The following is a 26,830-nucleotide window of genomic DNA, read 5'->3' as shown; positions in this document are numbered from 1 at the left end:
GAGAACCCATAATCTTTAATGTAAAAATGATGTAATTAAGGTTAAAAATGTCGGATAACCCGAATTTAATTACATCGATATCTAATATTTTTAAATTGTTATAAAAAAATGCTTTTTATATAAAATAAAAGCAATCAACCAACAAATTACGACAATGAATAAGGCATAGATAAAAGAACTGGGGTAGTTTCCAAAATATTGCCCTAAAACCTTTGAATACAGAAATTGTCGCAAACTGAGTGAATCAGAATGATAAACCAGCGTCATTCTACGCGTTATAATCGAAATAATACCGGCGATAACAAAAATGAATAAAGAATTCATGCCAAAGGGGATAAAACAATGAACGGCGTTTTTGTATTTTTTGATATCAATCAACCAAATTAATAAGGCAAATAAGACACAACCTATAGCACAAGTCACCAATACAAATGACGGTGACCAGATTTTTTTATTAATTGGGCAAATAAAACTCAAAATAAACCCTATTATTGAAAAAATTATCCCGTATTTGATCAAGATTTTTATTTTGTCGACATTGACATTAGCCGCAAATATTTGTTTGGCGATACAAAAACCGATAAGGACTTGAGCAATGGCCGGAAAAGTACTTAATATCCCTTCCGGTTCAAAATACATACCATTATCCAGATACATACGCTCTTCACCCAAAATCATTCTATCGACTTTAGCAATAATGTTGTTATTTTTTTGCTCAAACCCGTCGCCCAAATATAAGATGAAAAAATAAAACAGTAATATTTGAACGATCAGAACAGGCAAATATTTTCTATCAAAACATAAAATAATAAGAGAAGAAAACAAATAACAGATCGCTAAACGTTGTAAAATGCCCATAATTCGGATTTGATCTATACAAGACAAAGATTCAACCATCCGCTCATGAAACGGCAGCCAATTAAAATACTTATACAAAGCAAGAAAACCCGAAAACCAAGCAATCAATAATCCAATAGCAAAAATAATCAGTGTTCTTTTCAAGATTTTAATTAACAGAATTTTATTAAGCTTAAAATCTAATTTATTTAAGGAAATATAAGTCGACACGCCCATAATAAACATAAATAAAGGAAAGATGAGATCGGCAAAAGTCAGCCCGTTCCATTTAGCATGCCTAAGTAAAGGATAAATAGCATTTGGCGACCCGGGATTATTCACTAAAATCATTCCTGCAATGGTCATTCCTCGCAATACATCCAATGAGACTAATCGTTGATGATTGTCAGACATGCATTTCTCCTTTAAATAATACTATTTAAAGCTATGGGTTAGATACTGATTTAACCCTTTTTCACGTAAGTCGCAACTAGGACATTTACCACATCCCCCCTCTACCCCATAATAACAAGTGTGAGTGTGTTGCCGAATATAATCAAGATAACCAAGTTTATCAGCCATTTCCCATGTTTGCGCTTTAGTCAGATACATTAATGGGGTGATGATGTTAAACGTGTAATCCAAGGCTAAATTCATCGAAACATTCATGGATTTAATAAAGATATCTCGACAATCCGGATAACCACTGAAATCGGTTTCACATACGCCAATAATGATATCTTTAATACTGTGCTGTTTGGCATAACACCCGGCTAACAATAAAAATAGCATATTACGCCCGTCAACAAAGGTATTCGGATAATTCCCTTCTTGAGCTGATTTAATCTCTTGCGAGTCATCAATCAAGGCATTATTAGTCGTTTGTTTAATCACTGAAGTGTCAATGACGATTTGCTTTACACCAAGATCGTCAGCAATCCATTTGGCTTTTTCAAGCTCAATGGCATGTCGTTGACCATATTGAAAGCTGATTGTTTCAACGTTTTCACGCCCATAATCAGCAATGGCTTGCAGTAAACAGGTAGTAGAATCTTGCCCACCAGAAAATATCACTAGTGCTTTACGATTTTGCATTTTTAACGGTTCCGATATAATTTGTGTACGAAAAAAATTAACGATTATCGACTTTTTCAGGATAAAGATCATGATTAGCTAAACGATTAAGCGCAATTTGTTCCCAGTTTGTACCAGGTTTACCGTAATTAGCATAAGGGTCGATAGAGATACCACCACGTGGTGTAAATTTCCCCCAAACCTCAATATATTTAGGATCCATTAATTTAATCAGATCTTTCATAATGATATTAATGCAATCTTCATGATAATCACCATGATTACGAAAACTAAATAAATAGAGTTTGAGCGATTTACTTTCGACCATTTTAATATTCGGCACATACGAAATATAAATCGTCGCAAAATCAGGTTGACCTGTGATAGGACAAAGGCTGGTAAATTCCGGGCAATTAAATTTAACAAAATAATCATTACCGGGGTGTTTATTATCAAAGGTTTCTAAAATATTTGGACAATAGTCAGTTGGATAGCGAACAGATTGATCGCCAAGTAGTGTAACGTTACTCATAATTTTCCTTAGTTTTTTTTTGTGGGAGGATTGCGAACCACAGTAAAAAATAAAGCACTAACATTTGTTAGTGCTTCGATAAAACTTTTAATTAGCCTGAATTAGGCCCCTAAATTTTTTTCAACACGTTCTCGAAATTTAATCCCAGGACGAAATGTTACTACACGACGAGCAGTAATGGCAACATTTTCACCAGTTTTTGGATTACGTCCAGGACGAGATTTTTTATCGCGAATAGAAAAATTTCCGAATCCGGATAACTTCACGGTATCGCCTTTTTCTAAGGCGACTCGGATTTCCTCAAAAAATAATTCCACCAAAATTTTGGATTCTTGGCGATCAAGATTAAATTTGTCTGTTAGACGTTCTGCAATATCGGCTTTAGTCAATGTCATAATTATTATTCTCTTAATAATGCTTTAAAACGATCTTGTAAAGCAACAATACAGTTACTTACAATGTGAGTTATATCCTCGTCTTCAAGTGTACGTGCTTTATCTTGCAATATCATGCTGATAGCTAAGCTTTTTTGCCCCTCTTTGATATTTTCACCTTGATACACATCAAACAGATTGACGTTGATTAGCTGCTCACCACCAATATTTTTACATACACTTAAAACATCTGCTGCACAGACATCACTATCAACAATGATAGCTATATCCCGTCTGTTTGCAGGATACTTAGAAACATCTTTTGCTATAGGTACTGTCTTTTTATTAATTTTATCTAAAATAAATTCAAAAACAAGTGTTTTACTATTTAATCCTAATTTCTTTTCGATTTCAGGATGAATAGCCCCCAAATAGCCAACCTGTTCATCATTAACATAAATAGTCGCACTCTGTCCAGGATGTAATGCTGGATGTTGTGACTTTTTAAATTGAACTTGATCGGTCAACCCAGAAAGTGCTAACAACGATTCAACATTACCTTTTAAATCGAAAAAGTCAACCGTACGTTTTTTCATTGCCCAGTGTTCATCATAAAGATTTCCTGTAATAACACCAGCTAATAAAGTTTGCTGACTAATGCCAAATTCACTATTCACATCAGGTACAAATTGCAACCCTGTTTCGAACAATCTGACCCGCTGTTGTTGTCTGTTCTGGTTATAAATAACCGCATTAAGCAAGCCAGTCCATAATGACAAACGCATTACTGACATTTCACTTGATATTGGATTTGGTAATGCTAATGCCATCTGATTTGGGTGTATTAGACTTTGAATTTTAGGATCAACAAAGCTGTATGTTACCGCTTCTTGATAACCCTGATTAACTAATAACTGTTTAAATTTATTTAGCGAAATATTCTTTTCTGGGTTTGAATGCATCATTAATTCAATATTAAGATGTTCATTAGGAATATTGTTATATCCATAAATGCGAGCAATTTCCTCAACCAAATCCTCCTCTATTTGGATATCAAACCGCCAGCTTGGTCCCTTAACTTGCCAGTGATCATCATTAGCTATTACCTCACATCCAAGGCGAGTAAGAATATCAGTGACACGTTGCCCAGCAATATGACACCCAATCAATCGATCAATCTTTTGTCGAGTCAACGTTATAACTGCGGGTTTCGGTAGAGCATTGTGATCGGTAACATCAGTTATTGGCCCTGCTGAACCACCACAAATCGATAATAATAACTCTGTTGCTCGTTCCATTGCGATATGTTGTAGTGAAGGATCCACGCCTCTCTCATAACGATGCGAAGCATCAGTGTGCAAACCATATTGTCTTGCCTTACCCGCAATAGTAACTGGAGAAAAGAATGCCGCTTCTAATAGCACATTTTTGCTTTCAGGTGACACCCCTGACTCTTTTCCACCAAATATTCCCGCTAATGCTAACGTTTTTTTATCATCAGCAATGACTAATGTATTGTCTTTGATCTCTATTTCATTACCATCTAATAAAATCAGTTTTTCTTGAGGATGAGCATAACGAACCGTAATGCCACCTTCAATTTTATCTAAATCAAAAGCATGCATTGGATGACCAAGTTCAATAAGCACATAATTGGTAATATCAACTACGATATCAATTGAACGAATACCACTTCGACGTAACTTATCCTTCATCCATAAAGGTGTCGACTTTGTAGCATCTATGTTTTTTATCACCCGAGCCAAATAACGTGGCGCCGCCTCAGGTTCTAGTACTGATACATTAACTTTATCAGCAATAGTAACTTGTGGCTCCACAAATTTTGCAGGTGTAAGACTTACATCATTAATTGATGAAATATCCCTTGCAATACCCATAATGCCAAAACAATCTGACCGATTAGGAGTAACACTGATTTCGATCATTTTATCGTTTAATTGCAAGTATTTCCTAACATCTTCACCCAAGGGTGCATCATCAGGTAATTCAATAATACCACTATGATCATCGGAAATACCCAATTCAGAAAAAGAACATAACATTCCTTCTGAAGGTTCACCACGTAATTTAGCCGCCTTAATTTTAAAATCACCTGGTAACACAGCGCCAATCGTTGCGCAAGCAACCATTAACCCTTGGCGACAATTAGGAGCGCCACAAACAATATTTAGTAATTGCGCTTGACCAATATCAACTTTAGTAACCCTAAGTTTATCAGCGTTAGGATGTTGCTGACATTCAACCACTCGCCCAATCACTACTCCAGAAAAGTCACCAGCGACATTTTCTACATCATCAACTTCTAGACCAGCCATAGTGAGCTGATCGCATAATTGTTCACTACTAATTGCTGGATTAACCCATTCACGTAGCCAACTTTCACTAAATTTCATGTTTGGTCCTCCAGATTAATTAAATTGTTTTAAGAAGCGTAAATCATTTTCAAAGAAAGAACGTAAGTCAGTGACGCCATAACGTAACATGGTTAATCGCTCAATCCCCATACCAAACGCAAACCCACTGTATACTTCAGGATCAATACCCACATTACGTAATACATTAGGATGAACCATTCCACATCCTAATACTTCTAGCCATTTGCCATTTTTTGCTTTAATGTCAACTTCAGCGGAAGGTTCAGTAAAAGGGAAATACCCTGGTCTGAACCGAATTTCCATATTATCTTCAAAAAAGCAGTGAAGAAAATCATGCAGTAACCCTTTTAAATGAGTAAAACTGATATTTTTATCAATCAATAAACCTTCCATTTGATGAAACATTGGAGTATGAGTTTGATCATAATCATTACGATATGTTTTCCCTGGTGCTATAATACGAATAGGTGGTTTTTGAGTTTCCATAGTCCGAATCTGTACGGTAGAAGTTTGCGTACGCAGTAAACGATTTGCATCGAACCAAAAGGTATCATGATCAGCCCGAGCAGGATGATGTGCAGGAATATTTAATGCATCAAAATTATGATAGTCATCTTCGATTTCCGGTCCTGTTTCAACAACAAAACCCAATTTACTAAAGAAATCAATTAGACGATTAATCGTTATTGTTACTGGGTGCAACCCACCCAATTCCATTTTACGTCCAGGTAAAGTTACATCAATCGTTTCGTTAGCTAATTTTGCATCCAGTTTTGCACGTTCTAACAATGCTTTTTTCTCATTTAAAGCCGTAACAACTTCTTGTTTAGCATCATTTATTTTTTGACCTACAGCGGGCCTTTCTTCTGCAGGGACATTGCGTAATAAAGCCATTTGCAAAGTAAAATGACCTTTTTTACCCAAATAATCAACGCGTATCTGTTCTATTGCATTAATATCTTGTGCATTGCTAATTGCCAATTTGGCTTTGTCGACCAATTCTATTAATTGAGACATAGCATCCTCTTATTTTATTTGTTAAAAACTTTATTAACTACTAGATGTTTAAATATTCTTTTACGTGATGTAACGAACATTTCAAATAACTATACCAAAAAAAAAGGCCTCTTTACGAGGCCACTTACAATCTATTTTCGTTTTCATTTTGCCTCAAAATGAATTTATTTATAAAGCCAAAAAAGAAACGAAAAAAAACTGTATTCATCATAAATCACATTATTCTGTTTGAAAAACTGAGGTCGAACTAATCCGACCTCAGAAAAATTATAACGCTGCTTTCGCTTTTTCGACTAAAGCAGCAAAGGCATTCTTATCAAATACCGCAATATCAGCAAGGATTTTACGATCGATTTCAATAGAAGCTTTCTTCAAACCATTAATAAAACGGCTATAAGATAAACCACATTGACGCGCTGCTGCGTTGATACGAACAATCCATAATTGGCGGAATTGACGTTTACGTTGACGGCGGTCACGATACGCATATTGACCAGCTTTAATAACAGCTTGGAATGCAACACGATATACGCGAGAACGCGCGCCATAATAACCTTTAGCTTGTTTTAAAATCTTCTTGTGACGAGCACGAGCAATAACACCACGTTTAACGCGAGCCATAATATTCTCCTTAAATAATTAAACGTGTGCAACACACGCTTTGACTAAACCTAAATCACCTTTAGAAACCATGGTCAAACCACGAAGATGACGTTTACGTTTAGTCGATTTCTTAGTTAAGATATGACTTTTGTTAGCTTGCTTGTGTTTAAACCCACCTGAAGCTGTTTTTTTGAAGCGTTTTGCTGCGCCTCGTACAGTTTTAATCTTTGGCATATTAATACTTCCACATCCGCATTGTTAATGACATAAAATAGAAGGTGTTATTCTTATTTACATAAGAATATACTTGATAAACCTTACTATTTCTTCTTCGGTGCAAGCACCATAATCATTTGACGCCCTTCAATCTTACTTGGATAAGATTCAACAATCGCCAAATCAACTAAGTCTTCCTTAATGCGATCGAGCATTTCGGTACCTAGCTGCTGGTGAGCCATCTCACGACCACGGAACCGCAGCGTAACTTTGGCTTTATCACCATCTTCAAGAAAGCGTATCAGGCTGCGGAGTTTTACCTGATAATCACCTTCATCTGTACCAGGTCGGAACTTAATTTCCTTAACCTGAACAACTTTTTGCTTTTTCTTCTGCTCTTTTGTTGCCTTGCTTTTTTCATAAAGGAATTTGCCATAATCCATAATACGGCAAACTGGTGGCTCTGCATTGGGACTAATTTCTACAAGATCTAAAGATGCCTCTTCTGCCTGCCTAATCGCTTCTTTTAAACTAACAATTCCGATTTGTTCGCCTTCAACTCCAGTCAATCGGACCTCTTGTGCGGTAATTTCATCATTAATTTTATGTGCACGAGTTGTTTGAATACGTTTTCCAGCTTTAATACCTAAATCCTCCAATCAAATACAATAACAAAACCAGATCATTTTAATCACTGATCTGATTCAAAGAACGAGTACGAATTTCGTTGAGCAGTAATTCTACAACATGTTCGACTGCAAAGCTACCAAGATCTTTACCTTGGCGTGTACGAACTGAAACTTTTCCTGCTTCAAGTTCTTTATCGCCACATACTAACATATATGGTACACGCTTTAGAGTATGTTCACGTATTTTAAAACCTATTTTTTCATTACGCAAATCTGCTTTGGCTCGAATACCGGCATTTTGTAATGTTTCGGTTAATTTTTTAACATAATCTGCTTGATTGTCAGTAATATTGATTACCACAACTTGCGTTGGCGCTAACCATGTTGGAAAGAAACCTGCACAGTTTTCAGTTAAAATACCGATAAACCGTTCCATTGAACCTAAAATTGCCCGATGAATCATAACCGGTACGTGACGATCATTATCTTCACCGACATAACTTGCTTCTAAACGGTCGGGTAACATGAAATCAAGTTGTACAGTACCACATTGCCATGCACGACCGATACAGTCATGAAGGGTAAATTCAATTTTTGGACCATAAAATGCCCCTTCTCCTGGTAAATATTCAAATTCAATACCATTTTCAGTCAAACATTCTGCCAAATCTCTTTCGGCCATATCCCAAATTTCTTCACGACCAATACGCTTTTCCGGGCGTGTAGATAATTTTACCGTAATATCTTTAAATCCAAAGGTGCTGTACATATCATAAACCATTTTGATACAGCTATTAACTTCACCACGAATTTGTTCTTCTGTACAAAAAATATGTGCATCATCTTGGGTAAAACCACGAACACGCATAAGACCATGCAAAGATCCAGATGGTTCATTTCGATGACAACTACCGAATTCAGCCATGCGTAATGGTAAATCACGATATGATTTTAAACCTTGATTAAAAATTTGCACATGGCCTGGGCAGTTCATTGGTTTAATACAGTATTCTCGATTTTCAGATGATGTTGTAAACATAAGATCTTGATAATTTGCCCAATGTCCAGTTTTTTCCCATAGAACACGATCCATCATAAATGGACCTTTCACTTCTTGATATTGGTACTCTTTTAGTTTAAGACGAACAAATACTTCAAGTTCACGGAAAATTGTCCATCCATCGTTATGCCAAAATACCATGCCAGGTGCTTCTTCCTGCATATGATATAAATCCAATTGTTTACCGATACGACGATGGTCACGTTTAGCCGCTTCTTCTAAAAATTGTAAATAGCTATCTAATTGCTTTTTATCAGCCCACGCAGTTCCATAGATACGTTGTAACATTTTATTTTTGCTATCACCACGCCAATAAGCACCAGCAATTTTTTGCAATTTAAAATGGTGACAAAAACGCATATTAGGAACATGTGGCCCACGACACATATCAATATATTCTTCATGATGATAAAGGGCTGGTTTAGCATCCTGTGGTATATTTTCATCCAAAATTGCAATTTTATAAGGCTCTTGTCGTTGCCAAAAGACATCGCGTGCTTGCTGCCAGCTGACTACTTCTTTTTTTACTTCGTAGTTTTTCTTGGCTAACTCTAACATACGTCTTTCTAATGCATCGAGATCTTCCTGAGTAAGGGTATGATCTAAATCAACATCATAGTAAAAACCATTATCTATGGTAGGTCCAATTGCCATTTTGGTATTAGGCCAAAGTTGTTTAATGGCGTGCCCTAATAAATGAGCGCATGAATGACGGATAATTTCTAATCCATCTTCATCTTTCGCCGTGATAATAGCAACATTGGCATCGTGTTCAATTAAATCACAGGCATCTTTTCTTTCACCATTTACTCTGCCTGCAATACATGCTTTGGCAAGACCGGCTCCAATACTCTGTGCAATTTCTAATATAGTGACTGCAGATTCATAATGACGTTGGCTTCCGTCAGGAAGAGTTATTACTGGCATGGACATTCCTTAAAACCCTATTAATGTAGTGGTGTACCCTACGACAGTACACTTGCATCAGCTAGGTAAAAAAATTAATTCAAAATGGGATACAAATTTTATGGTCGCGAATTATATCATTTATTATTTTGCTTTAAAATACTTCATAATTTTTTAACAAGCACTTTTTGAAAGTAAAAAATATGAAGATAAAAATGTTACGTCAGTAAAAAATCAAAAGAGTAAAAATAATGTAAGAACTAAGTTAATATAGATATTCATTATTTAATAAAAACCAATGTGATAAACTATAAAATAATTTAGCTATCTACCGTCTAACTGAAAATTAGATGCTTTACATTTTTTGATTTGACAATATGTATACCTTCGAGTATTTTCAAAAAAGAAAACTTTTTACATAAATTAGATAAAAATAGCGATATAATTTTAATACTTAATCGAAAACTTTAAATAAATTTGAACACTTTAACGTTCAAGGATAGAATAAGATGAATAAAAAGACTGTTCTTTTGGGTTGCCTTTTTGTCTGCCATTATGCAATAGGTAATGATAATGTTACTAGCGTCGTAGATTCATTTCTTAATTGTGATAATAGTTTTTTTCATCAATTAAAAGATAATATTGAAGACATTTCACCTTACAGTGATCTGACTATAAAAGATGATATAGCTTACATTCCAGTCAGCGATGTATCATCAACAAATGATCATGAATATAGGTTCAAAGAACCAATTAAATATCGTGGTTTGGAATTAGCGGGTTATCAAAACATTTATATTAACACCAATTTGTTAGGTAAATATTATTATTGGGGATTCACCGTGAATAACTCGATTAAAGAAATACAGGGTCGTTTACCACAATTATCATGGCAACCTTTTAACGAAATGACTGCCGTTGCTAATTCAAGGATCTATGATAGCAAAAATCATGATAAAGGCTGGCAGAATAACCCGTATATTTTTGATGGTGTCGTACCGCGTGCTAACACCATTGAAAAATCAATTTATCTTGAAAAAATTGACGATAATCACGCCATGTTACTGTGTTCATTACAAGGTGATATCGATAAAAATACTCTTTACTTAATTCATCCTGATATGAAATATATTGACCAAGAGTTGGCTGATAAGCGCGAATCTAAAATAAAAGCATTACAAGAACAACAAACGGAACACGCTATTCCAACACAAAAACAAAGTGATGATGTCAAAATTAGTAGGGACTAAAATGAAAAAAAAACCTAATTACCTTATTCAAATACTTGTTACCTTATCAATTTTATGTGCATCAAATACTGCTTTTGCTGGTGACATTGACACAAATGAGAAAATTAGAAGTCTTGATGATCCAAGAGTTCCGTCACGTTATCTACCGCTAGAAAAGATGAATATTTCTGATTATGTTGGTTATAGCTTTGTTGATCGTACCAGCGTTAAACTTCATCCTTATAATCCTTTAATTCGTACTTATGTACGAATAATTAATTATTCACGGGCATTATCGCAAGATAAAGAAGATAGTGAACAAGGATTTTCCTATCGTTCTCAAGTCATTCATGAATATGTAAATTGCGATAAAAAGGAATATGCTAGAGGATTAATCCAATTTTATGAAAACTATTTTGGTGAAGGTCAACTTGAAGATAGTAATAATACGCCAAAACGTTTAATAGCAACATTTCCAAAAACCAAAGCACGTCAAAATTTACAAGTGATCTGTTCTTTGCCGTTGAATAATTAAAATAACTATAGAAGCGCACGATTGCGCTTTTATAGTTATTTAACTAATCATTCTAAACATCGCTAAATGCTAATTTTGCTAAAATACCGATAAAGTATCTCCGTTTTTTGTTTCAAAATACGATCAATGTTAAAATAAATGAAAAACAACTACTTTGGAAGTGATTATGAATATTAAACAATTTCACCAATTAGCAGAAGCGCTATTTGCTGAAGTGGAACAACAAATTGATACTTTTGCCGAAAAGTATGATACTGATATTGATTTAGAAAGTCATGGTAATGTTGTGACAATCACCTTTGAAAATCAGAGCAAAATTATTATTAATACTCAAGAACCGCTATTACAGATTTGGATGGCAACACGACGACAAGGATATCACTTTGACTATAAAGATAACACCTGGTTCTGTAATCGAAGTCATCAATCATTCAAGCAGCTTTTTACTCAAGCAGTAATAGAACAAATGGAACACTGATTGACAATCAGGGCGCAATACAATGCGCCTTGTTTGTTAGACCTAATGTCAATCATTTAGCTGTCTTATCGCTTCGTGATAAACCAACAATACCAGAGCGAACCATTTCAATCACATCACATGTTTCACGAATAGCTGCTAAAAAAGATGCTAATTTTTCACTGGTACCAACTAACTGAACTATATATTGCGTCGCTTTTACATCCACAATAGAACCACGAAAAATGTCAACACAACGCTTCACTTCTTCTCTTGCTTGAGAACTTTTGGCGGCAATTTTAATCAACATAATTTCACGTTCAACATGAGGGCCTTCAGTCAAATCATAAACCCGATAAACATCAACCAATTTATGAAGTTGTTTTTGAATTTGCTCTATCACATGTGCATCACCACTGGTTCGAATCGTCATACGGGACATAGTAGGATCTTCAGTCGGTGCAACCGTAACACTCTCAATATTAAAACCTCGTTGCGAAAATAATCCAATCACTCGTGATAATGCGCCGGGTTCGTTCTCAATTAAAATCGATAATATATAACGCATTATGTTCTCTCCGTTTTACTTAACCACATTTCATTCATTGCTCCGCCACGAATTTGCATCGGATAAACATGCTCTGTAGCATCAGTCATAACATCAACAAAGACAAGTTTATCTCTAATTGATAATGCTTTTTTTAGCATTGGTTCGAGTTCACTACGTTTTTTAATTGAAATTCCAACATGACCATATGCTTCAGCAATCTTCGCAAAATCTGGAAGTGATTCCATATAAGAGCTTGAATGGCGTCCTGCATAAATCATATCTTGCCATTGCTTAACCATCCCTAAGAATCGATTGTTTAAGTTAAGAATCAAAATAGGTAAATCATATTGCAAAGCGGTAGAAAGTTCTTGGATATTCATCTGGATACTTCCATCACCGGTGATACAGACAACACGCTGTTCTGGAAAAGCTAACTTAATCCCCAAAGCAGCCGGAAAACCAAAGCCCATGGTACCTAAACCACCTGAGGTAATAAAGTGGCGTGGTTTGTCAAATGGATAATAAAGTGCGGTAAACATTTGGTGCTGACCGACATCCGTTGCAATATAAGCTTCACCTTTGGTCAATTTATATAACATTTCTACCGCTGCTTGAGGTTTAATTAATTCTCCCTCGTTACTATAAGCTAAGCAATGCTTAGCGCGCCAATGTTCAATTTGCTTCCACCAATTAACTAACGCATCCAAATCAAGATGACTTTGTTCATCATCCAATTGTTCAAGCATACTATTAATAACAAATCTGGCATCACCGACGACCGGCACACTTGCCATCACGGTTTTAGAAATTGAGGTTGGATCAATATCCACATGGACGATTTTGGCATCGGGACAATATTTAACGAGATTGTTGGTTGTACGATCATCAAATCGCACGCCAATGGCTAATATTACATCCGCGTAATGCATTGCCATATTCGCTTCATATACGCCATGCATTCCCAGCATACCTAAATTTTGCTTATGCGTTCCAGGAAAAGCACTAATTCCCATAAGCGTTGTGGTAACAGGTAAATTTAATTTTTCGGCTAGCATTTTTACCGCGGCTTCGGCATTGGCCGATATAATTCCACCACCAATATATAAAACCGGTTTTTTAGCGGATAATAGCACTTTTAGTGCTTTTTTAATTTGCCCCTTATGACCTTGCATCGTTGGGTTATATGAACGCATTGTGACAGATTGTGGATAGCTATAATTATATTTTACAGCAGGATTCATCACATCTTTTGGTAGATCAATAACAACTGGTCCAGGGCGCCCAGTCGAAGCAATATAGAATGCTTTTTTAATGGTTTCAGGAATATCTTCAGAACGTTTAATAAAAAAACTATGTTTAACAACCGGACGAGTGATTCCAATCATATCACACTCTTGGAACGCATCATTACCAATTAAATGGCTTGGTACCTGACCTGAAATAACAACCATAGGGATCGAATCCATATAAGCGGTAGCTATGCCGGTAATAGTATTCGTTGCACCAGGTCCTGAGGTCACTAGCACAACACCTACATCACCGGTTGCTCTTGCATAACCATCAGCCATATGCACCGCGGCTTGTTCATGTCTAACTAACACATGCTCAATACCACCAAGCGTATGAAGTGCATCGTAAATATCTAACACACTTCCACCGGGATAACCAAATATTTGTTTTACTCCTTGATCCACCAAAGATTGAACAACCATCTCTGCGCCTGACAATTTTGCCATGCAAGCCTCCAATAAGATTTTAAAATGTGATCATCTTTATTCATTATTTATCCATAGATTATAATGATTAATTTATAATTGTTAAGTAAATATCCCTGAGTTTATATAAGATAATAAAAGGTTTTTCGATGTAAAATTAAATTAAGATACATTTATCATCCCATAAGGGAATTGATATTACCTTAACAATCTAACAAATAAAAACACTCGCAATCTCGATTTTAACTCATATAGATAAGAAAGTGCTGCTATAATGGCAATAATAGAGTATATTTAAGGAATAATATGCAGATTTGGATTGATGCCGACGCTTGCCCTAACCCGATCAAAACGATCATTTGTCGGGTAGCTATTCGTAGACAAATCTTTACTATTTTTGTTGCTAATCAATGGTTAACTTTACCCAAATCTGCCTACATTAAGATGCAGCAAGTCGCTAAAGGTTATGACATTGCGGATCTCGTTATCGTTGAACATGTACAACCTAATGATCTTGTTATTACTGCCGATATTCCCTTAGCTGCCGAGGTATTAAATAAGCAAGCTAAAGTATTAACACCACGCGGACAAAACTATACACTTGATACCATCAAGGAAATTTTAACTATGCGTGATTTTATGGAAACCATGCGAGCAAGTGGCATTCAAACTGGTGGTCAAGCACCATTTTCTAGTAAAGACCGTGAAAATTTTGCAAATCAATTAAATAAATTTATTTCTTAACCGAATAAGGAGAATAAGCTTGATTACTATATATGGAATTAAAAACTGCGATACCATAAAAAAAGCCTTTAAATGGTTAGATGAACACGCCATTACTTATCAATTTCACAATTACAAAACGGATGGACTCAGCCGTAAACAGTTGCAATCATTTTGCAATTTAATCGGTTGGCAGACAATACTTAATCAAAAAAGCACGACTTGGCGTAAGCTCGATGAAGCGATTAAAACACGTATAATAAATGAAGAAACCGCTCAGGAGCTGATTTTACAAAATTTATCAATCATTAAACGCCCTATTATTATCATGGGAAATAAAGCATTAGCCGGTTTTTCGGCCGATTTATATCAACAATTTTTTGAGAACTAATCTTATGTCTGATGATGTCATAGCACTCACTAAACAATTAATTGAACAAAAATCTATAAGCCCCGATGATAAAGCTTGTCAAAACATTATTATCGAACGATTAAAATCCCTCGGGTTTATTATTGAAACATTGAATATCAATCAAACAAAAAATCTCTGGGCATATCATGGTGAAGGCGAAACGATTATGTTTGCCGGTCATACCGATGTCGTACCAGCTGGTGATGAATCAAAATGGCGTTTTCCACCATTTAAACCGACCATTGACCAACAAGGCAATTTATACGGAAGAGGTGCAGCTGATATGAAAAGTGGCGTTGCCGCAATGATCTGTGCCGTTGAAGAGTATATAAAGCAGTATCCACATCATCAAGGTCGAATTGCATTTTTATTGACATCTGATGAAGAAGCAGAAGCTACTGATGGTACTATCAAAGTAGTTGAAACACTGATTAAGCGTCAAGAGCAGGTGCATTATTGTATTGTTGGTGAACCTTCCAGTGAAAAAATTGTAGGCGATCAAATCAAAAATGGACGACGAGGTTCACTTACTGCTAATCTTACCATTCATGGCATTCAAGGTCATGTTGCTTATCCACAGCTAGCAGAAAACCCAATACACCGTTTTGCTCCTGCATTAAACCAACTTGTTAATACGATTTGGGATAACGGTAATATCTATTTCCCGCCGACATCGATGCAAATCGCTAACATCAATGGTGGTACCGGGGCTGAAAATGTGATTCCGGGCGATCTAAAAGTACAATTTAATTTTCGTTTTAGCAGTGAATTAACTGATGAAAAAATAAAACATCAAGTTGAAACTATTCTTAATCAACACCAATTGAACTATACTTTAAACTGGCGTTTATCTGGTCATCCTTTTTTAACGCCACAGGGTAAATTAACAGAAATTGCTTGTCAGGCAATTAAAAAAGTAATGCATATTGACAGTCAGCTATCAACTACTGGTGGTACATCTGACGGTAGATTCATTGCCAAAATGGGTTGCCAAATTATTGAACTTGGTGTTACCAATGCAACTATCCATAAAGTAAATGAACATGTATCATGTGATGATATTGTTAATTTAAAAAATATTTACCACGAAATTTTAATTCAACTTTTGGGTCACTAAATATTATGGAATGGCTAGAAAATTACTGGTGGTTAATTCTTATATTCTTAGCGGGGATTTTTATCAACACGATTAAAGATTTGCAAAAAACATCATTCAAAGATTATTTAAAAAACAAAAATATAAAACCTATTCCTTACGATGATGATTCACCAACTGAAAAGACATCTTCAAACAAAAAGTTGGATGATAATAATCAATAACTTTACTTTCAGCGAAATTGAAATATCTTGCATTACTTCATGAAACATAATAAATCATGATAATGACAATTTCGCTGATTATTTTATATAAATTCATACCTTAAACATAACACTTTAAATTAACTTAAAATAAAATTAACGCACTACAAATCCAACTCCTAATGGGGGTTCAATCATGCATTATTATTGGTGTTATTTTATCTTTAAAATATGCTTATATTTTTCCCAATCATTTATTGGGAAATTTCGCCAATTTTATTTAATAGCGTAGAAATACGTTCTTGCCAAAGATTTTGTTCTTGTTTTAGCTTTTCATTTTCAGCTTGTAATTTTTTCATTTCTTCAGCTTCGTCATTGATCAATTGCTCTAAATCATTGTTTTTTTGCTTATAAATATCAATCTCATCTTGCAAGGTTTTTATGGTATTAACGGTATGCTGAATTCTAGCTTCTAATTGGTTTAGTATTTCTAAAGACATATTGATCCTCAACAATAATATTTGTGTATAATGAGCACCATTATAACCAATTCCTTTTAAATCTACACTTATTAAAAATCAATTAATGGAGAATTTTTATGCGTAAACCACTTGTTATGGGTAACTGGAAACTCAACGGCAGTAAACAAATGGCTTTAGATCTCGTTACAGGGCTAAAAAAAGAACTTGCTGGTGTTGAAGGATGTGATGTTGCAATTGCTCCTCCAGTTGTTTATTTAGATTATGTACAAACACTATTAGATGATTCAAAATTCATTCTTGGTGCGCAAAATGTTGATACTCACTTATCGGGTGCTTATACTGGTGATATATCAGCTGCTATGCTTAAAGAAGTTGGCGTAACTCATGTGATTATTGGTCACTCAGAACGCCGTACTTATCATAAAGAATCCGATCAATTTATCGCGCAAAAATTTGCTGTATTAAAAGAGAATAATTTGACTCCAGTTTTATGTATTGGTGAAACAGAAGCTGAAAATGAAGCGGGTCAAACAGAATCTGTTTGTGCTAAACAAATTGATGCTATTATTAACCTACTTGGCGTAAAAGCGTTTGATAATGCAGTGATTGCTTATGAACCAATCTGGGCAATTGGTACTGGCAAATCGGCAACACCTGCGCAAGCACAAGCTGTTCACAAATTTATTCGTGAGCATATTGCTAAACTTGATGCAGATGTAGCGAAAAAAGTCATTATCCAATATGGCGGATCTGTAAATGATAAAAACGCTGCTGAACTTTTCACTCAACCAGATATTGATGGTGCATTAGTCGGCGGAGCTTCACTAAAAGCGGACGCGTTTGCCGTGATCGTTAAAGCTGCCGCGAAAGCGAAAAAATAAATCCTTTCTATGAAATAAAGCAGTAAATAAAATTATTTACTGCTTTATCCATTCTTCAGTACTTTAGTAAGGTGTAAAATAGATTGATAATAGATAATTAATTAAGCTAGCGAAAGTAATCTATTTTACAGAGAAATAAAAAATTTAGAAAAATAGTGCAACCACTATTTTTTATATCGACTTGGCCAGATTTTTTCTAGAGGAACATTTAAATACTCAGAAATAATTTTTTCATATTTTGGACAATGACGATATAGTGCATTTCTTAAGGTATCAGCTTGTAAACCATTTGAACGAGACAATTCACGCAAACTTCCACCTCTAATTTTGATTTCCCCAACAACTCTTGAAGGTAACCAATCTTGATCTTGTACTCCCATTATGAGATCCTCTTATTGTGTATATAGATATAGTTATGATTATCGTTGTAAAATATTAACTATGTATGAATATAAATCGAGTCCAAAGAATACCACACAAAAAAACGAATTTAAACAAAAAAATACACTTTTTTACATAAAAAAGCACAAATAAACTTATACAAGATGGATGAAAAATGAGTGAAAATATAAAAATAACATCGTTTGGTCATGAAAAGAAGAGGCTTTTAGAAGACACTGGAGTTATTGAATTTAAGAATAGACTCTCACTTGCTCAAGAAGGGATGTCTGGTAATGCTTTCGCCAAAAAGGTGGGGATGTCTGAAGCAGTAATTCGAGATTACCTTTCAGGTAAAACCTATCCTTCATTAAATCGATTAGCACAAATTGCCAAAAGCTGTAATGTACCAATTGAATGGTTAGCCACAGGAAAAGGTGAATGTCGCCTATTAATGGATGAACAAACAACTAAAATCATCTCTATTCCTGTTTATCCTTTTCCTAAAAATTCAACCAATAAAGCAGTACCTCATAATATTAGATATCAAGTTATGAATAGAATGCCATTTGATTTGAGATGTATTAAATCGCATGATTTTAATCCAAATGACCTTTATTTTTATTGGGCAAAAGGTGATGCAATGGTTCCCACTATTAACAATAATGACACGATTATTATAGATACAGGTAATACGGAATTGTTTGATGGTTATCTGTATATCATTGAATATGGTGATGCATTGAGTGTAAAAAGAATACAAAATCATGGAAAATATTTCTTACTGATATCCGATAACGACAAATATCAGTCAATTCAAATCGATAAAACTAATAGCGAGCAAGAATTAAAAATTATCGGAAAGGTCATTGCTATTTTAAAAGATCTTTCATGACCTTCTTAAAAAAGTGAAAAATTACTAGCATTTTTAACAACATATGTTATATGTTGACCTACAAAAATTACAATGCTATTGGGCGGAACGATACCGCCAAATAGTTTTGATCAAATTTTAATAAATATATACGATTATATTAATTTGACTTTTTTACAACATAAAATACAGCTATTAAATCATTCATGCTAAAATCGTTAGAAATTTTTTATCGGTATTTTTATTAAATTATTTATGTCATTAGATAAAACTAGTAATATTATGAATTCAAAGATTAGAGTTATTGTTGGAATGTCTGGCGGTGTTGATTCTTCGGTTTCAGCCTATTTACTGCAACAGCAAGGTTATGATGTTGTAGGGTTATTTATGAAAAACTGGGAAGAAGATGATAATGAAGAATACTGTTCAGCAGCATCCGATCTGGCGGATGCACAAGCTGTTTGTGATAAATTAGGTATAAAACTGCTCACAATTAATTTCGCTGCAGAATATTGGGATAATGTCTTTGAACATTTCTTAGCTGAATATCGCGCAGGGCGCACACCTAATCCAGACATTTTATGTAATAAAGAGATTAAATTTAAAGCATTCCTTGACTACGCAGCTGAAGATCTTGGTGCTGATTATATCGCAACGGGTCATTATGTACGTAAAAGAGAACAAAATGGCAAGGTCGAACTGCTTAGAGGATTAGATAAAAATAAAGATCAAAGTTATTTCCTATATACCTTGAGTGAAACGCAAATTAGTAAATCATTATTTCCAGTAGGTGAACTGGAAAAACCGCAGGTCAGAAAAATTGCCGAACAACTTGATTTAGTTACTGCAACCAAAAAAGATTCCACAGGTATTTGTTTTATCGGTGAACGAAAGTTTCGTGATTTTCTAGCACGTTATCTGCCAGCACAATCAGGTTTTATTCGAACCGTTGATGGCGAAGTCATTGGTGAACATCAAGGTCTGATGTATCATACATTAGGGCAAAGAAAGGGATTAGGCATTGGTGGTTTAAAAAATGCTGACGAAACACCTTGGTATGTGGTCGATAAAGATATCGCCCATAATGAATTGATTGTAGCCCAGGGGCATGATCATCCTGCACTTTTTTCCGGAGGCTTAATTGCCGGACAACTGCATTGGGTAGATCGGCAACCACTGACAACAAGCTTACGTTGCACAGTAAAAACCCGTTATCGTCAACAAGATATTCCTTGTCAGATCAACCCTATTAATGAGCAGCAAATAGAAGTTATATTTGATGAGCCTGTTGCTGCCGTGACCCCAGGACAATCGGCTGTGTTTTATTCGAATGAGGTCTGCTTAGGTGGGGGGATTATTGAAGAAAGAATATTACGTCAAGGTGAAATGCTTCGCTAACTAACAATAAAAAATTATAAAGAGAAAACCATGGCTGATAAATATCATCATATTACTATCGCATTAGCTGGCATCTGTCAAAGTGCATTGTTAGTACCACAATTGGCTAACACTGGCCAATGTAATGCCCATTTATATAACACTTCGTTGAAAAGTATTTTAAATACTTCGCCCACAAGCACAGAAGAGGTATTTGATGGCTTGGCTAATATTCGCGATGGCCTAGAATTCTTAATCCAATTATTATCGAGTAATCAGCAAGATAAAGAAAAGTTTGAAGTAATGGACTATATTTTTAGTACATTACGTATCGCTGTTAAATTGTTAAAAAAAATCAATGAACTTGAGCAAATTTCTCAACGCTTACAACGGATAAAATCACTTTACGGCCACGAACTTGACAATGAACATCAAGCACAGCACGATCAATTATCCTATTCATTAGCTGGTATATATACAGATATCATTAGTCCGTTAACCACAAAAATTCGAGTAAAAGGTAAAATTGAATATTTACAAAACTCTTTAATCCAGGCAAAAGTTCGTAGTGCGCTTTTTGGTTGTGTTAGAGCGGCTGTATTATGGTATCAAGTCGGTGGTAATCGGTGGCATTTCTTATTTGCTAGAAAAAAGATCATCAATACAGCCAAGGTTCTTTTGCAACAATAAAACTAATTTTCAAAATAATTCAAATTAACATGATTAATTTGACTAAAATGGAGCAAACCAATGGAATTATCCGCATTAACTTCTCTCTCTCCTATTGATGGTCGTTATAGTGACAAAATTCAAGAACTAAGACCAATCTTTAGTGAATATGGTTTACTTAAATATCGCGTACAAGTTGAAATAAGATGGTTACAAAAATTATCCGCATGTGAAGCAATCAAAGAAGTTTTAGCTTTTGATGAGCAGACCAATCATTTACTTAATTCCATTATTGCTAACTTTAGTGAAGAAGATGCGCAACGAATTAAGGATATTGAAAAAACGACTAATCATGATGTTAAAGCGGTTGAATATTTCTTGAAAGAAAAAATTGAGGGCAATCAAACATTAGAGGCTGTATCGGAATTTATTCATTTTGCCTGTACATCAGAGGACATTAACAATCTTTCCTATGCACTCATGCTTAAGACAGCACGTAAAGAGATTATTGAACCTTACTGGACAAAATTGATCGATGAGTTAAAAATCAAAGCAGCTTTATATCAATCGATTCCTTTATTATCTCGCACCCATGGCCAGCCAGCCACTCCATCAACCATCGGCAAAGAATTTGCCAACGTTGTATATCGTTTACAACGCCAATTAAAGCAACTCAAGGCTGTCGAAATTTTAGGTAAAATCAATGGTGCTACGGGAAATTACAATGCACATATGGTGGCCTACCCTGAAATTGATTGGCATCAATTCAGTGAACAATTTGTTACTTCATTAGGTTTAATCTGGAATCCATACACCACGCAGATAGAACCGCATGATTATATTGCTGAATTCTTTGATTGCATTGCACGTTTTAATACCATCATTATTGATCTTGATCGCGATATTTGGGGTTATATTGCATTAAATCATTTTAAACAGAAAACCGTTGCCGGCGAAATAGGTTCATCGACTATGCCACACAAAGTAAATCCAATTGACTTTGAAAATTCTGAAGGCAATTTGGGGTTAGCCAACGCGATCATGCAACATTTAGCGAGTAAACTACCTATTTCACGCTGGCAACGAGATTTAACAGACTCAACCGTATTACGTAACCTCGGAGTTGGTTTGGGCTATTCATTGATTGCCTATCAATCAACCTTAAAGGGACTAAATAAACTCGAAGTCAACCAAGCACATTTATTAGCTGAACTTGATTATAACTGGGAAGTACTTGCTGAACCAATTCAAACGGTAATGCGTCGTTATGGGATTGAAAAGCCTTATGAAAAACTCAAAGAGCTTACCCGTGGTAAACGTGTTGATGCATTAGGTATGCAACAATTTATTGATACTTTGCCATTACCTGAATATGAAAAGCGACGTTTAAAACAACTTACACCAGCTAACTATATCGGTTATGCGGAAGAAATGGTAAATAAGATTTAACTCAGTAAAATCTACTCTCTGACCATGAAAACTAATGGTCTGATGAGATATAAATTATGTCAAAAATATTATGGAAGTTATCCTGTAACGCTATAAAGGATATGTTAAATTTTAGTCGTTCGAGAAGGAAATTTTGTGCCGCATCATACTATTAAAATAGCCACCCGCAAGAGCCCATTAGCACTATGGCAAGCCAATTATGTGAAAGCACAATTGATGAATCATCACCCTGGTATAGCAGTCGAATTAATTCCGATGGTGACTCAAGGTGATGTATTACTTGACAGTCCACTTGCAAAAATTGGCGGTAAAGGACTGTTCGTTAAACAACTCGAGCTTGCGTTATTAAATGGTGAAGCAGATATTGCGGTTCATTCTATTAAAGATATTCCGGCTGAATTGCCTTATGGTTTAGTGTTAACGACAATTTGTCAACGAGACGAAGTAAGAGATGCCTTGGTATCAAATTGTTATCAGCATCTTGATGAATTACCACCAGGAGCAACCATTGGAACTTCAAGTTTACGTCGACAATGTCAGCTCAAAGCACGCTATCCACACTTAAAAATCAAAGATTTAAGAGGTAATGTGGGAACACGACTAGCTAAATTGGATAATCTCGAATATGATGCTATAGTACTTGCAGCAGTTGGCTTAAAACGCCTTAATTTAACCGAACGAATTAAACAATACATACCTATTGAATTAATGATGCCAGCCGTTGGACAAGGCGCTATCGGTATTGAAACACGCGTAAATGATAAGCGTATAACATCACTTCTTAACCCCCTAGATGATGAGGATACACGCTATCAAATTATTGCTGAACGTTCTATGAATTTTCATCTTCAAGGTGGTTGTCAGGTACCAATTGCTGCTCACTCAAAACTAAACGGTGATCAACTTGAATTACATGGGTTAGTTGGAAGTTTAGACGGTGATCAAATGATATTAGCACATGTTGTTGGCAAAAAACGGCAAGCACAAGATTTAGGCATGACATTAGCACAGCAATTACTTAAACGCGGCGCTAGCAAGCTGCTTAGAACGAATTAATCAGATAATATTCATGATTATCATATCAGGAAATATATGATTATTATTACGCGTCCCTCACCATACGGTGAATCATTAATGGCCCTCTGTCAGGCAAAGGGTTTTGTTGCCCAACATTTACCCTTGTTTAACATCACCGCAGCAATTGATGCAAAAACGCTACAAAATCATCTTAATACCTTAAAAGCAGATGATGTAGTGATTGTCACTTCTTCACAAGTTATTGAAATGATTAATCAATACCAAACAACGATTAAATTTCCGCCCCACATTCGCTATTGTGCGGTAGGTAAGCAAACTGCAACTCGCTTTAGCCTGTTAACTCAGCAAATCGTCGAATCACCGTCAACTGACGAAAGCAGTGAAGGATTATTCGAGTTTTTAACTATGCAACCAAGACCCCTACTTCGACAAAAAATACTTATTTTATGTGGCACCAATGGGCGTACTTTGCTCAAAGATCGTTTATCATTGCTAGTAACAAATGTTGAAAATATATATATTTATCATAAAGATAGAATAATACACCCCATTACTGTACTTGACGACTACATCGATACATTGTCTAATATTAACATTTTGGTAGTAACGAGCGTGGCACATTTGTTAGAGATCGAAAAATATTGTTTTGAAAAACAAAAACAGCAATTAATATTAATTGTCAGCAGCATGCGAATTAAACAATTCGCAAAAACACTAGGATGGAATAAAATTCACTTAGCGCAAAATGCCAACAATCAAAATTTGTTGAGCGCGATTTCCACTCTACATCATAATGTAACAATGGCAAACTCTTTAGGTTAAATGTTATTATGGTAAAAAACAAAATCTCATCGTCAAAGATATATTTGGTTAGTGCTAATGCAACACTTTCGAATATCAGTACCGTCATTAACACAAAATTAAATCATGCCGAACCAATGCAACCATCCATTATAGAGCAGCAAGATATGAAGAAACCAACTCGACAAACTGATGCCGATATACCGGCAGATAAAAATAGTGATAACTCATTACCTAAACAACAGACAAGCCAACCAAAGCAAAGAACGACCATCAAAACACCTATCTCTAAACTGTCACTTGTCGCTATCGGTTTAACGCTTGGTTTAGGTGGTTTTCTCTATTACCATGCTCATGAACAAGCTAAACAACAAACACAAACTATTGAACAATTACAATTAAAATTATCTTCTTTAGAACAATCCATATCCCAATCGCTCCTTGATTTTGTAAATCATAAATTAGCAAGTTTAACTGAACAACAAAATCAGCAACTAAATGAACTGACTCAAAAAGTTGATCAGCAACTAACTACGCAAGCACAATCACAACAAAAATTTATGTCCCAAATTAGTAACACCGTGCAAGTTGCGGAACAAAACATTGAGCATTTAAATGAACGTATTGCGGCATTATCAACCTCAGATAATAATATTTGGCTTATTTCACAAGCTAACTATTACGTCAATTTAGCCGGCCGAAAAATATGGAATGATCAAGACTATACCACAGCTCGTCTATTACTTAAAAATGCCGATATGAGTCTTGCCCAAGCCAATGATCCAAGTTTATTGCCAGCCAGACAAGCAATAAACCAAGATATTGCCTCATTGGCGACAATTAGTTTTACCGATCTTGATGGGATTGTGCTTAAATTGATGAATCTAACTAACACGATCAACCAATTGCCATTAGTCGATCACTATCACAATATTGAAATGACAGCAGATAATAATGAAATTTCAGTGACTTCTCAACATAATGCTAACGATACGAGTATTTCCTTTTCGATTGCTGATTGGTATCAGAATTTAGTTAAAAGTTCACAATCTTTTTTCAATAAATTTATTCAAGTGGAAAAATACGATAGTTTCAATGAGTGTATTACTAATGCTGGTCAAGATAAAGAATTGCTTAATCAATGCCAAGAGCACAATGCTATTCTCCTGCCAGAACAAGCGCCCTATTTAAGAGAAAATATTAAATTAAGATTATTAATTGCAGCGCAAGCCGTTCCTCGACATCAAGAAACAATCTATCAACATGCATTGAATGATGCAATAAAATGGACAAATATCTACTTTGATAAAAATGCTAGCGCGGTACAAGCATTCTCTTATGAACTTAAATCATTACAACAACAAACCATCAGTAATGAAAATGTCCCTCAGCAGCTTGCTAGTTATAATGAATTGAACAAATTGATGCAAGTACGTGTTCGTGCAATGTTAGCAAATTAGGAGACAGCGATGTTACGTATATTGATTATTTTTTTAGTACTCATTGCTGGTATCATTGTTGGTCCGTTATTGGCTAATCATCAAGGCTCAGTGTTATTCCAAGTAGCCGGCTATCGCATTTCAACGAGCCTAACGGCTTTTGTTATTATCGAAATAATATTCTGTGTGTTACTTTATGTGTTTTTTGTCATCTTAAGAACACTTGTTACTTCACACACATTGTTTAGTGAATGGGTAAATATAAGTTCACGAAAAAAAGCCATAAAACGCTTTGAACAAGCCCAAGGTTATTTATTAGCGGGTGAAGACGATAAGGCCCTTAAATTGCTAGAAAAAAGTGCGAAATGTAAACAAAATCGAGTCTTATCACATCTACAAGCTGCACAAATTGAAATTAATCATGATCAGTTAAAGTCAGCAAACAATCATTTAGAACAAATTAAACAACCTTGTCCACCTGAATATCAATTTGCTTTTCATTTAGTACAATTAAAATTGCAACTAAAATCACAACTATATGAGTCAGCAAAAGAGAATGTTGAAAAACTATTAGATGAAAACCCTCGAAACAGAGAAGTACTTCGCTTAGCTTATTTATTATTCAATGAATGTGCTGACTATCAAGCTTTAATAGAAATATTACCTTCAATGTATAAAGCAAATGCTTATACAACAGAGCAACTTGATAAAATAAAACATGTCGCTTATACAGCAAGAATCAAACAGTTGCTTGCCAAAAATAACGCCATTGAATTAAAAAGTTGGTGGAATGAACAACCTAAAGCAATCCGCCATAACAATGAATATAAATTGTTAATTGAAGGCAATGATAATTAGGTATCTGATTTAGGAATCAA

The 26,830-nt window shown here is 35.1% G+C and carries 30 protein-coding genes and 1 riboswitch; of the genes, 16 read left to right on the top strand and 14 right to left on the bottom strand.

Translation table 11 applies throughout. The features are described from left to right. Positions 1-90: 90 nt before the first annotated feature. The 10 genes from FcAc13_RS03315 to thrS all read right to left on the bottom strand — a co-directional run bounded on the left by FcAc13_RS03315 (position 91) and on the right by thrS (position 9,665). The gene (locus FcAc13_RS03315; protein ID WP_187754763.1) at positions 91-1,251 is read right to left on the bottom strand and encodes an acyltransferase family protein; all 1,161 of its coding nucleotides are present in this window, start codon (positions 1,249-1,251) and stop codon (positions 91-93) included. A 21-nt stretch (positions 1,252-1,272) separates the two neighbouring features. Further along, positions 1,273-1,932, bottom strand: a complete 660-nt coding sequence (gene queC / locus FcAc13_RS03310; RefSeq protein ID WP_187754762.1) for a 7-cyano-7-deazaguanine synthase QueC — start codon at positions 1,930-1,932, stop codon at positions 1,273-1,275. 37 nt (positions 1,933-1,969) lie between these two features. Further along, positions 1,970-2,443: a preQ(1) synthase gene (gene queF, locus FcAc13_RS03305; RefSeq protein ID WP_187754761.1), complete on the bottom strand. Its 474-nt coding sequence runs from the start codon at positions 2,441-2,443 to the stop codon at positions 1,970-1,972. Positions 2,444-2,445: 2 nt separating this feature from the next. Next, positions 2,446-2,490, bottom strand: a riboswitch (PreQ1 riboswitch). Between the two features lie 54 nt (positions 2,491-2,544). Then, positions 2,545-2,838: an integration host factor subunit alpha gene (locus FcAc13_RS03300; RefSeq protein WP_187754760.1), complete on the bottom strand. Its 294-nt coding sequence runs from the start codon at positions 2,836-2,838 to the stop codon at positions 2,545-2,547. A 5-nt stretch (positions 2,839-2,843) separates the two neighbouring features. Beyond that, on the bottom strand, positions 2,844-5,231 hold the full coding sequence (gene pheT, locus FcAc13_RS03295) for a phenylalanine--tRNA ligase subunit beta (RefSeq protein ID WP_187754759.1): 2,388 nt from the start codon (positions 5,229-5,231) through the stop codon (positions 2,844-2,846). A 15-nt stretch (positions 5,232-5,246) separates the two neighbouring features. After that, positions 5,247-6,230: a phenylalanine--tRNA ligase subunit alpha gene (pheS, locus tag FcAc13_RS03290; RefSeq protein ID WP_187754758.1), complete on the bottom strand. Its 984-nt coding sequence runs from the start codon at positions 6,228-6,230 to the stop codon at positions 5,247-5,249. A gap of 267 nt (positions 6,231-6,497) precedes the next feature. Further along, positions 6,498-6,851 carry a 50S ribosomal protein L20 gene (rplT, locus tag FcAc13_RS03285; protein ID WP_024496189.1) on the bottom strand — a complete coding sequence of 118 codons (354 nt, stop codon included), beginning with the start codon at positions 6,849-6,851 and terminating at the stop codon, positions 6,498-6,500. Between the two features lie 18 nt (positions 6,852-6,869). Continuing rightward, on the bottom strand, positions 6,870-7,067 hold the full coding sequence (rpmI, locus tag FcAc13_RS03280) for a 50S ribosomal protein L35 (RefSeq protein ID WP_187754757.1): 198 nt from the start codon (positions 7,065-7,067) through the stop codon (positions 6,870-6,872). Between the two features lie 86 nt (positions 7,068-7,153). Further along, positions 7,154-7,693: a translation initiation factor IF-3 gene (infC, locus tag FcAc13_RS03275; protein ID WP_187754846.1), complete on the bottom strand. Its 540-nt coding sequence runs from the start codon at positions 7,691-7,693 to the stop codon at positions 7,154-7,156. A 43-nt stretch (positions 7,694-7,736) separates the two neighbouring features. Then, complete coding sequence (thrS, locus tag FcAc13_RS03270; RefSeq protein WP_187754756.1) at positions 7,737-9,665, bottom strand: threonine--tRNA ligase; 1,929 nt, start codon at positions 9,663-9,665, stop codon at positions 7,737-7,739. Positions 9,666-10,153: 488 nt separating this feature from the next. On the opposite strand from thrS, the gene FcAc13_RS03265 reads away from it, so the two are divergent. The 3 genes from FcAc13_RS03265 to cyaY all read left to right on the top strand — a co-directional run bounded on the left by FcAc13_RS03265 (position 10,154) and on the right by cyaY (position 11,886). Continuing rightward, positions 10,154-10,894, top strand: coding sequence for a hypothetical protein (locus FcAc13_RS03265; RefSeq protein ID WP_187754755.1), 741 nt, complete (start codon positions 10,154-10,156; stop codon positions 10,892-10,894). Position 10,895: 1 nt separating this feature from the next. Further along, positions 10,896-11,408 (top strand): surface-adhesin E family protein, encoded by a 513-nt coding sequence (locus FcAc13_RS03260; RefSeq protein ID WP_187754754.1) that lies wholly within the window; start codon positions 10,896-10,898, stop codon positions 11,406-11,408. Between the two features lie 166 nt (positions 11,409-11,574). Next, a complete protein-coding gene (gene cyaY / locus FcAc13_RS03255; protein WP_187754753.1) occupies positions 11,575-11,886 on the top strand; it encodes an iron donor protein CyaY in 312 nt (103 codons plus the stop codon). A 52-nt stretch (positions 11,887-11,938) separates the two neighbouring features. Here cyaY and ilvN read toward each other — a convergent pair whose 3' ends face one another. Next, a complete protein-coding gene (ilvN, locus tag FcAc13_RS03250; protein ID WP_220679621.1) occupies positions 11,939-12,433 on the bottom strand; it encodes an acetolactate synthase small subunit in 495 nt (164 codons plus the stop codon). Next, positions 12,433-14,151, bottom strand: coding sequence for an acetolactate synthase 3 large subunit (ilvI, locus tag FcAc13_RS03245; protein WP_187754752.1), 1,719 nt, complete (start codon positions 14,149-14,151; stop codon positions 12,433-12,435). Before ilvI ends, ilvN begins: the two co-directional genes overlap by 1 nt. Before the next feature lie 285 nt (positions 14,152-14,436). Here ilvI and FcAc13_RS03240 point away from each other — a divergent pair, with 285 nt between their 5' ends. From FcAc13_RS03240 to FcAc13_RS03225, 4 genes are read left to right on the top strand one after another with little or no spacing between them, the layout of a single operon-like run. Beyond that, the gene (locus FcAc13_RS03240) at positions 14,437-14,874 is read left to right on the top strand and encodes a YaiI/YqxD family protein (protein ID WP_187754751.1); all 438 of its coding nucleotides are present in this window, start codon (positions 14,437-14,439) and stop codon (positions 14,872-14,874) included. Positions 14,875-14,893: 19 nt separating this feature from the next. Beyond that, positions 14,894-15,244 (top strand): ArsC family reductase, encoded by a 351-nt coding sequence (locus FcAc13_RS03235; RefSeq protein ID WP_187754750.1) that lies wholly within the window; start codon positions 14,894-14,896, stop codon positions 15,242-15,244. A 4-nt stretch (positions 15,245-15,248) separates the two neighbouring features. After that, positions 15,249-16,382 (top strand): succinyl-diaminopimelate desuccinylase, encoded by a 1,134-nt coding sequence (gene dapE, locus FcAc13_RS03230; RefSeq protein WP_187754749.1) that lies wholly within the window; start codon positions 15,249-15,251, stop codon positions 16,380-16,382. A 5-nt stretch (positions 16,383-16,387) separates the two neighbouring features. Next, positions 16,388-16,585 carry a YpfN family protein gene (locus tag FcAc13_RS03225; protein ID WP_187754748.1) on the top strand — a complete coding sequence of 66 codons (198 nt, stop codon included), beginning with the start codon at positions 16,388-16,390 and terminating at the stop codon, positions 16,583-16,585. Positions 16,586-16,818: 233 nt separating this feature from the next. Here FcAc13_RS03225 and zapB read toward each other — a convergent pair whose 3' ends face one another. Next, positions 16,819-17,064, bottom strand: coding sequence for a cell division protein ZapB (gene zapB / locus FcAc13_RS03220; protein ID WP_187754747.1), 246 nt, complete (start codon positions 17,062-17,064; stop codon positions 16,819-16,821). Between the two features lie 98 nt (positions 17,065-17,162). Between zapB and tpiA the strand changes: the two genes are divergently transcribed. Next, a complete protein-coding gene (tpiA, locus tag FcAc13_RS03215; RefSeq protein WP_187754746.1) occupies positions 17,163-17,927 on the top strand; it encodes a triose-phosphate isomerase in 765 nt (254 codons plus the stop codon). Between the two features lie 164 nt (positions 17,928-18,091). On the opposite strand, the gene FcAc13_RS03210 is transcribed toward tpiA, so the two are convergent. Beyond that, positions 18,092-18,307: a helix-turn-helix domain-containing protein gene (locus tag FcAc13_RS03210; protein WP_187754745.1), complete on the bottom strand. Its 216-nt coding sequence runs from the start codon at positions 18,305-18,307 to the stop codon at positions 18,092-18,094. A gap of 176 nt (positions 18,308-18,483) precedes the next feature. On the opposite strand from FcAc13_RS03210, the gene FcAc13_RS03205 reads away from it, so the two are divergent. The 8 genes from FcAc13_RS03205 (at position 18,484) to FcAc13_RS03170 (ending at position 26,810) form a co-directional block, all read left to right on the top strand. Continuing rightward, positions 18,484-19,200 carry a LexA family transcriptional regulator gene (locus FcAc13_RS03205; RefSeq protein ID WP_187754744.1) on the top strand — a complete coding sequence of 239 codons (717 nt, stop codon included), beginning with the start codon at positions 18,484-18,486 and terminating at the stop codon, positions 19,198-19,200. 261 nt (positions 19,201-19,461) lie between these two features. Continuing rightward, positions 19,462-20,577, top strand: a complete 1,116-nt coding sequence (mnmA, locus tag FcAc13_RS03200; RefSeq protein WP_187754743.1) for a tRNA 2-thiouridine(34) synthase MnmA — start codon at positions 19,462-19,464, stop codon at positions 20,575-20,577. A 30-nt stretch (positions 20,578-20,607) separates the two neighbouring features. After that, positions 20,608-21,246, top strand: coding sequence for a high frequency lysogenization protein HflD (gene hflD, locus FcAc13_RS03195; protein ID WP_187754742.1), 639 nt, complete (start codon positions 20,608-20,610; stop codon positions 21,244-21,246). A gap of 60 nt (positions 21,247-21,306) precedes the next feature. Further along, positions 21,307-22,674: an adenylosuccinate lyase gene (gene purB, locus FcAc13_RS03190; protein ID WP_187754741.1), complete on the top strand. Its 1,368-nt coding sequence runs from the start codon at positions 21,307-21,309 to the stop codon at positions 22,672-22,674. Positions 22,675-22,809: 135 nt separating this feature from the next. Continuing rightward, entirely contained in the window at positions 22,810-23,730 is a 921-nt protein-coding gene (hemC, locus tag FcAc13_RS03185; RefSeq protein ID WP_187754740.1) for a hydroxymethylbilane synthase, read from the top strand. 36 nt (positions 23,731-23,766) lie between these two features. Next, on the top strand, positions 23,767-24,534 hold the full coding sequence (locus FcAc13_RS03180; protein ID WP_187754739.1) for a uroporphyrinogen-III synthase: 768 nt from the start codon (positions 23,767-23,769) through the stop codon (positions 24,532-24,534). Between the two features lie 8 nt (positions 24,535-24,542). Beyond that, positions 24,543-25,973, top strand: coding sequence for a uroporphyrinogen-III C-methyltransferase (locus FcAc13_RS03175; RefSeq protein ID WP_187754738.1), 1,431 nt, complete (start codon positions 24,543-24,545; stop codon positions 25,971-25,973). Between the two features lie 9 nt (positions 25,974-25,982). Next, a complete protein-coding gene (locus FcAc13_RS03170; RefSeq protein WP_187754737.1) occupies positions 25,983-26,810 on the top strand; it encodes a heme biosynthesis HemY N-terminal domain-containing protein in 828 nt (275 codons plus the stop codon). Positions 26,811-26,830 lie beyond the last annotated feature (20 nt).

Source organism: Frischella japonica (genome assembly GCF_014489845.1).
In the GTDB taxonomy this organism is placed as follows: domain Bacteria; phylum Pseudomonadota; class Gammaproteobacteria; order Enterobacterales; family Orbaceae; genus Frischella; species Frischella japonica.
Note: the sequence above shows the minus strand (reverse complement) of the source record. Positions and strands in the feature narration are given on the sequence as shown.

Coding starts and splice junctions, on each gene's coding strand:
- FcAc13_RS03315 (WP_187754763.1), bottom strand. CDS start 1,251: ATGTCTGACAATCATCAACGATTAGTCTCATTGGATGTATTGCGAGGA.
- queC (WP_187754762.1), bottom strand. CDS start 1,932: ATGCAAAATCGTAAAGCACTAGTGATATTTTCTGGTGGGCAAGATTCT.
- queF (WP_187754761.1), bottom strand. CDS start 2,443: ATGAGTAACGTTACACTACTTGGCGATCAATCTGTTCGCTATCCAACT.
- FcAc13_RS03300 (WP_187754760.1), bottom strand. CDS start 2,838: ATGACATTGACTAAAGCCGATATTGCAGAACGTCTAACAGACAAATTT.
- pheT (WP_187754759.1), bottom strand. CDS start 5,231: ATGAAATTTAGTGAAAGTTGGCTACGTGAATGGGTTAATCCAGCAATT.
- pheS (WP_187754758.1), bottom strand. CDS start 6,230: ATGTCTCAATTAATAGAATTGGTCGACAAAGCCAAATTGGCAATTAGC.
- rplT (WP_024496189.1), bottom strand. CDS start 6,851: ATGGCTCGCGTTAAACGTGGTGTTATTGCTCGTGCTCGTCACAAGAAG.
- rpmI (WP_187754757.1), bottom strand. CDS start 7,067: ATGCCAAAGATTAAAACTGTACGAGGCGCAGCAAAACGCTTCAAAAAA.
- thrS (WP_187754756.1), bottom strand. CDS start 9,665: ATGCCAGTAATAACTCTTCCTGACGGAAGCCAACGTCATTATGAATCT.
- FcAc13_RS03265 (WP_187754755.1), top strand. CDS start 10,154: ATGAATAAAAAGACTGTTCTTTTGGGTTGCCTTTTTGTCTGCCATTAT.
- FcAc13_RS03260 (WP_187754754.1), top strand. CDS start 10,896: ATGAAAAAAAAACCTAATTACCTTATTCAAATACTTGTTACCTTATCA.
- cyaY (WP_187754753.1), top strand. CDS start 11,575: ATGAATATTAAACAATTTCACCAATTAGCAGAAGCGCTATTTGCTGAA.
- ilvN (WP_220679621.1), bottom strand. CDS start 12,433: ATGCGTTATATATTATCGATTTTAATTGAGAACGAACCCGGCGCATTA.
- ilvI (WP_187754752.1), bottom strand. CDS start 14,151: ATGGCAAAATTGTCAGGCGCAGAGATGGTTGTTCAATCTTTGGTGGAT.
- FcAc13_RS03240 (WP_187754751.1), top strand. CDS start 14,437: ATGCAGATTTGGATTGATGCCGACGCTTGCCCTAACCCGATCAAAACG.
- dapE (WP_187754749.1), top strand. CDS start 15,249: ATGTCTGATGATGTCATAGCACTCACTAAACAATTAATTGAACAAAAA.
- FcAc13_RS03225 (WP_187754748.1), top strand. CDS start 16,388: ATGGAATGGCTAGAAAATTACTGGTGGTTAATTCTTATATTCTTAGCG.
- zapB (WP_187754747.1), bottom strand. CDS start 17,064: ATGTCTTTAGAAATACTAAACCAATTAGAAGCTAGAATTCAGCATACC.
- tpiA (WP_187754746.1), top strand. CDS start 17,163: ATGCGTAAACCACTTGTTATGGGTAACTGGAAACTCAACGGCAGTAAA.
- FcAc13_RS03210 (WP_187754745.1), bottom strand. CDS start 18,307: ATGGGAGTACAAGATCAAGATTGGTTACCTTCAAGAGTTGTTGGGGAA.
- FcAc13_RS03205 (WP_187754744.1), top strand. CDS start 18,484: ATGAGTGAAAATATAAAAATAACATCGTTTGGTCATGAAAAGAAGAGG.
- mnmA (WP_187754743.1), top strand. CDS start 19,462: ATGAATTCAAAGATTAGAGTTATTGTTGGAATGTCTGGCGGTGTTGAT.
- hflD (WP_187754742.1), top strand. CDS start 20,608: ATGGCTGATAAATATCATCATATTACTATCGCATTAGCTGGCATCTGT.
- purB (WP_187754741.1), top strand. CDS start 21,307: ATGGAATTATCCGCATTAACTTCTCTCTCTCCTATTGATGGTCGTTAT.
- FcAc13_RS03180 (WP_187754739.1), top strand. CDS start 23,767: ATGATTATTATTACGCGTCCCTCACCATACGGTGAATCATTAATGGCC.
- FcAc13_RS03175 (WP_187754738.1), top strand. CDS start 24,543: ATGGTAAAAAACAAAATCTCATCGTCAAAGATATATTTGGTTAGTGCT.
- FcAc13_RS03170 (WP_187754737.1), top strand. CDS start 25,983: ATGTTACGTATATTGATTATTTTTTTAGTACTCATTGCTGGTATCATT.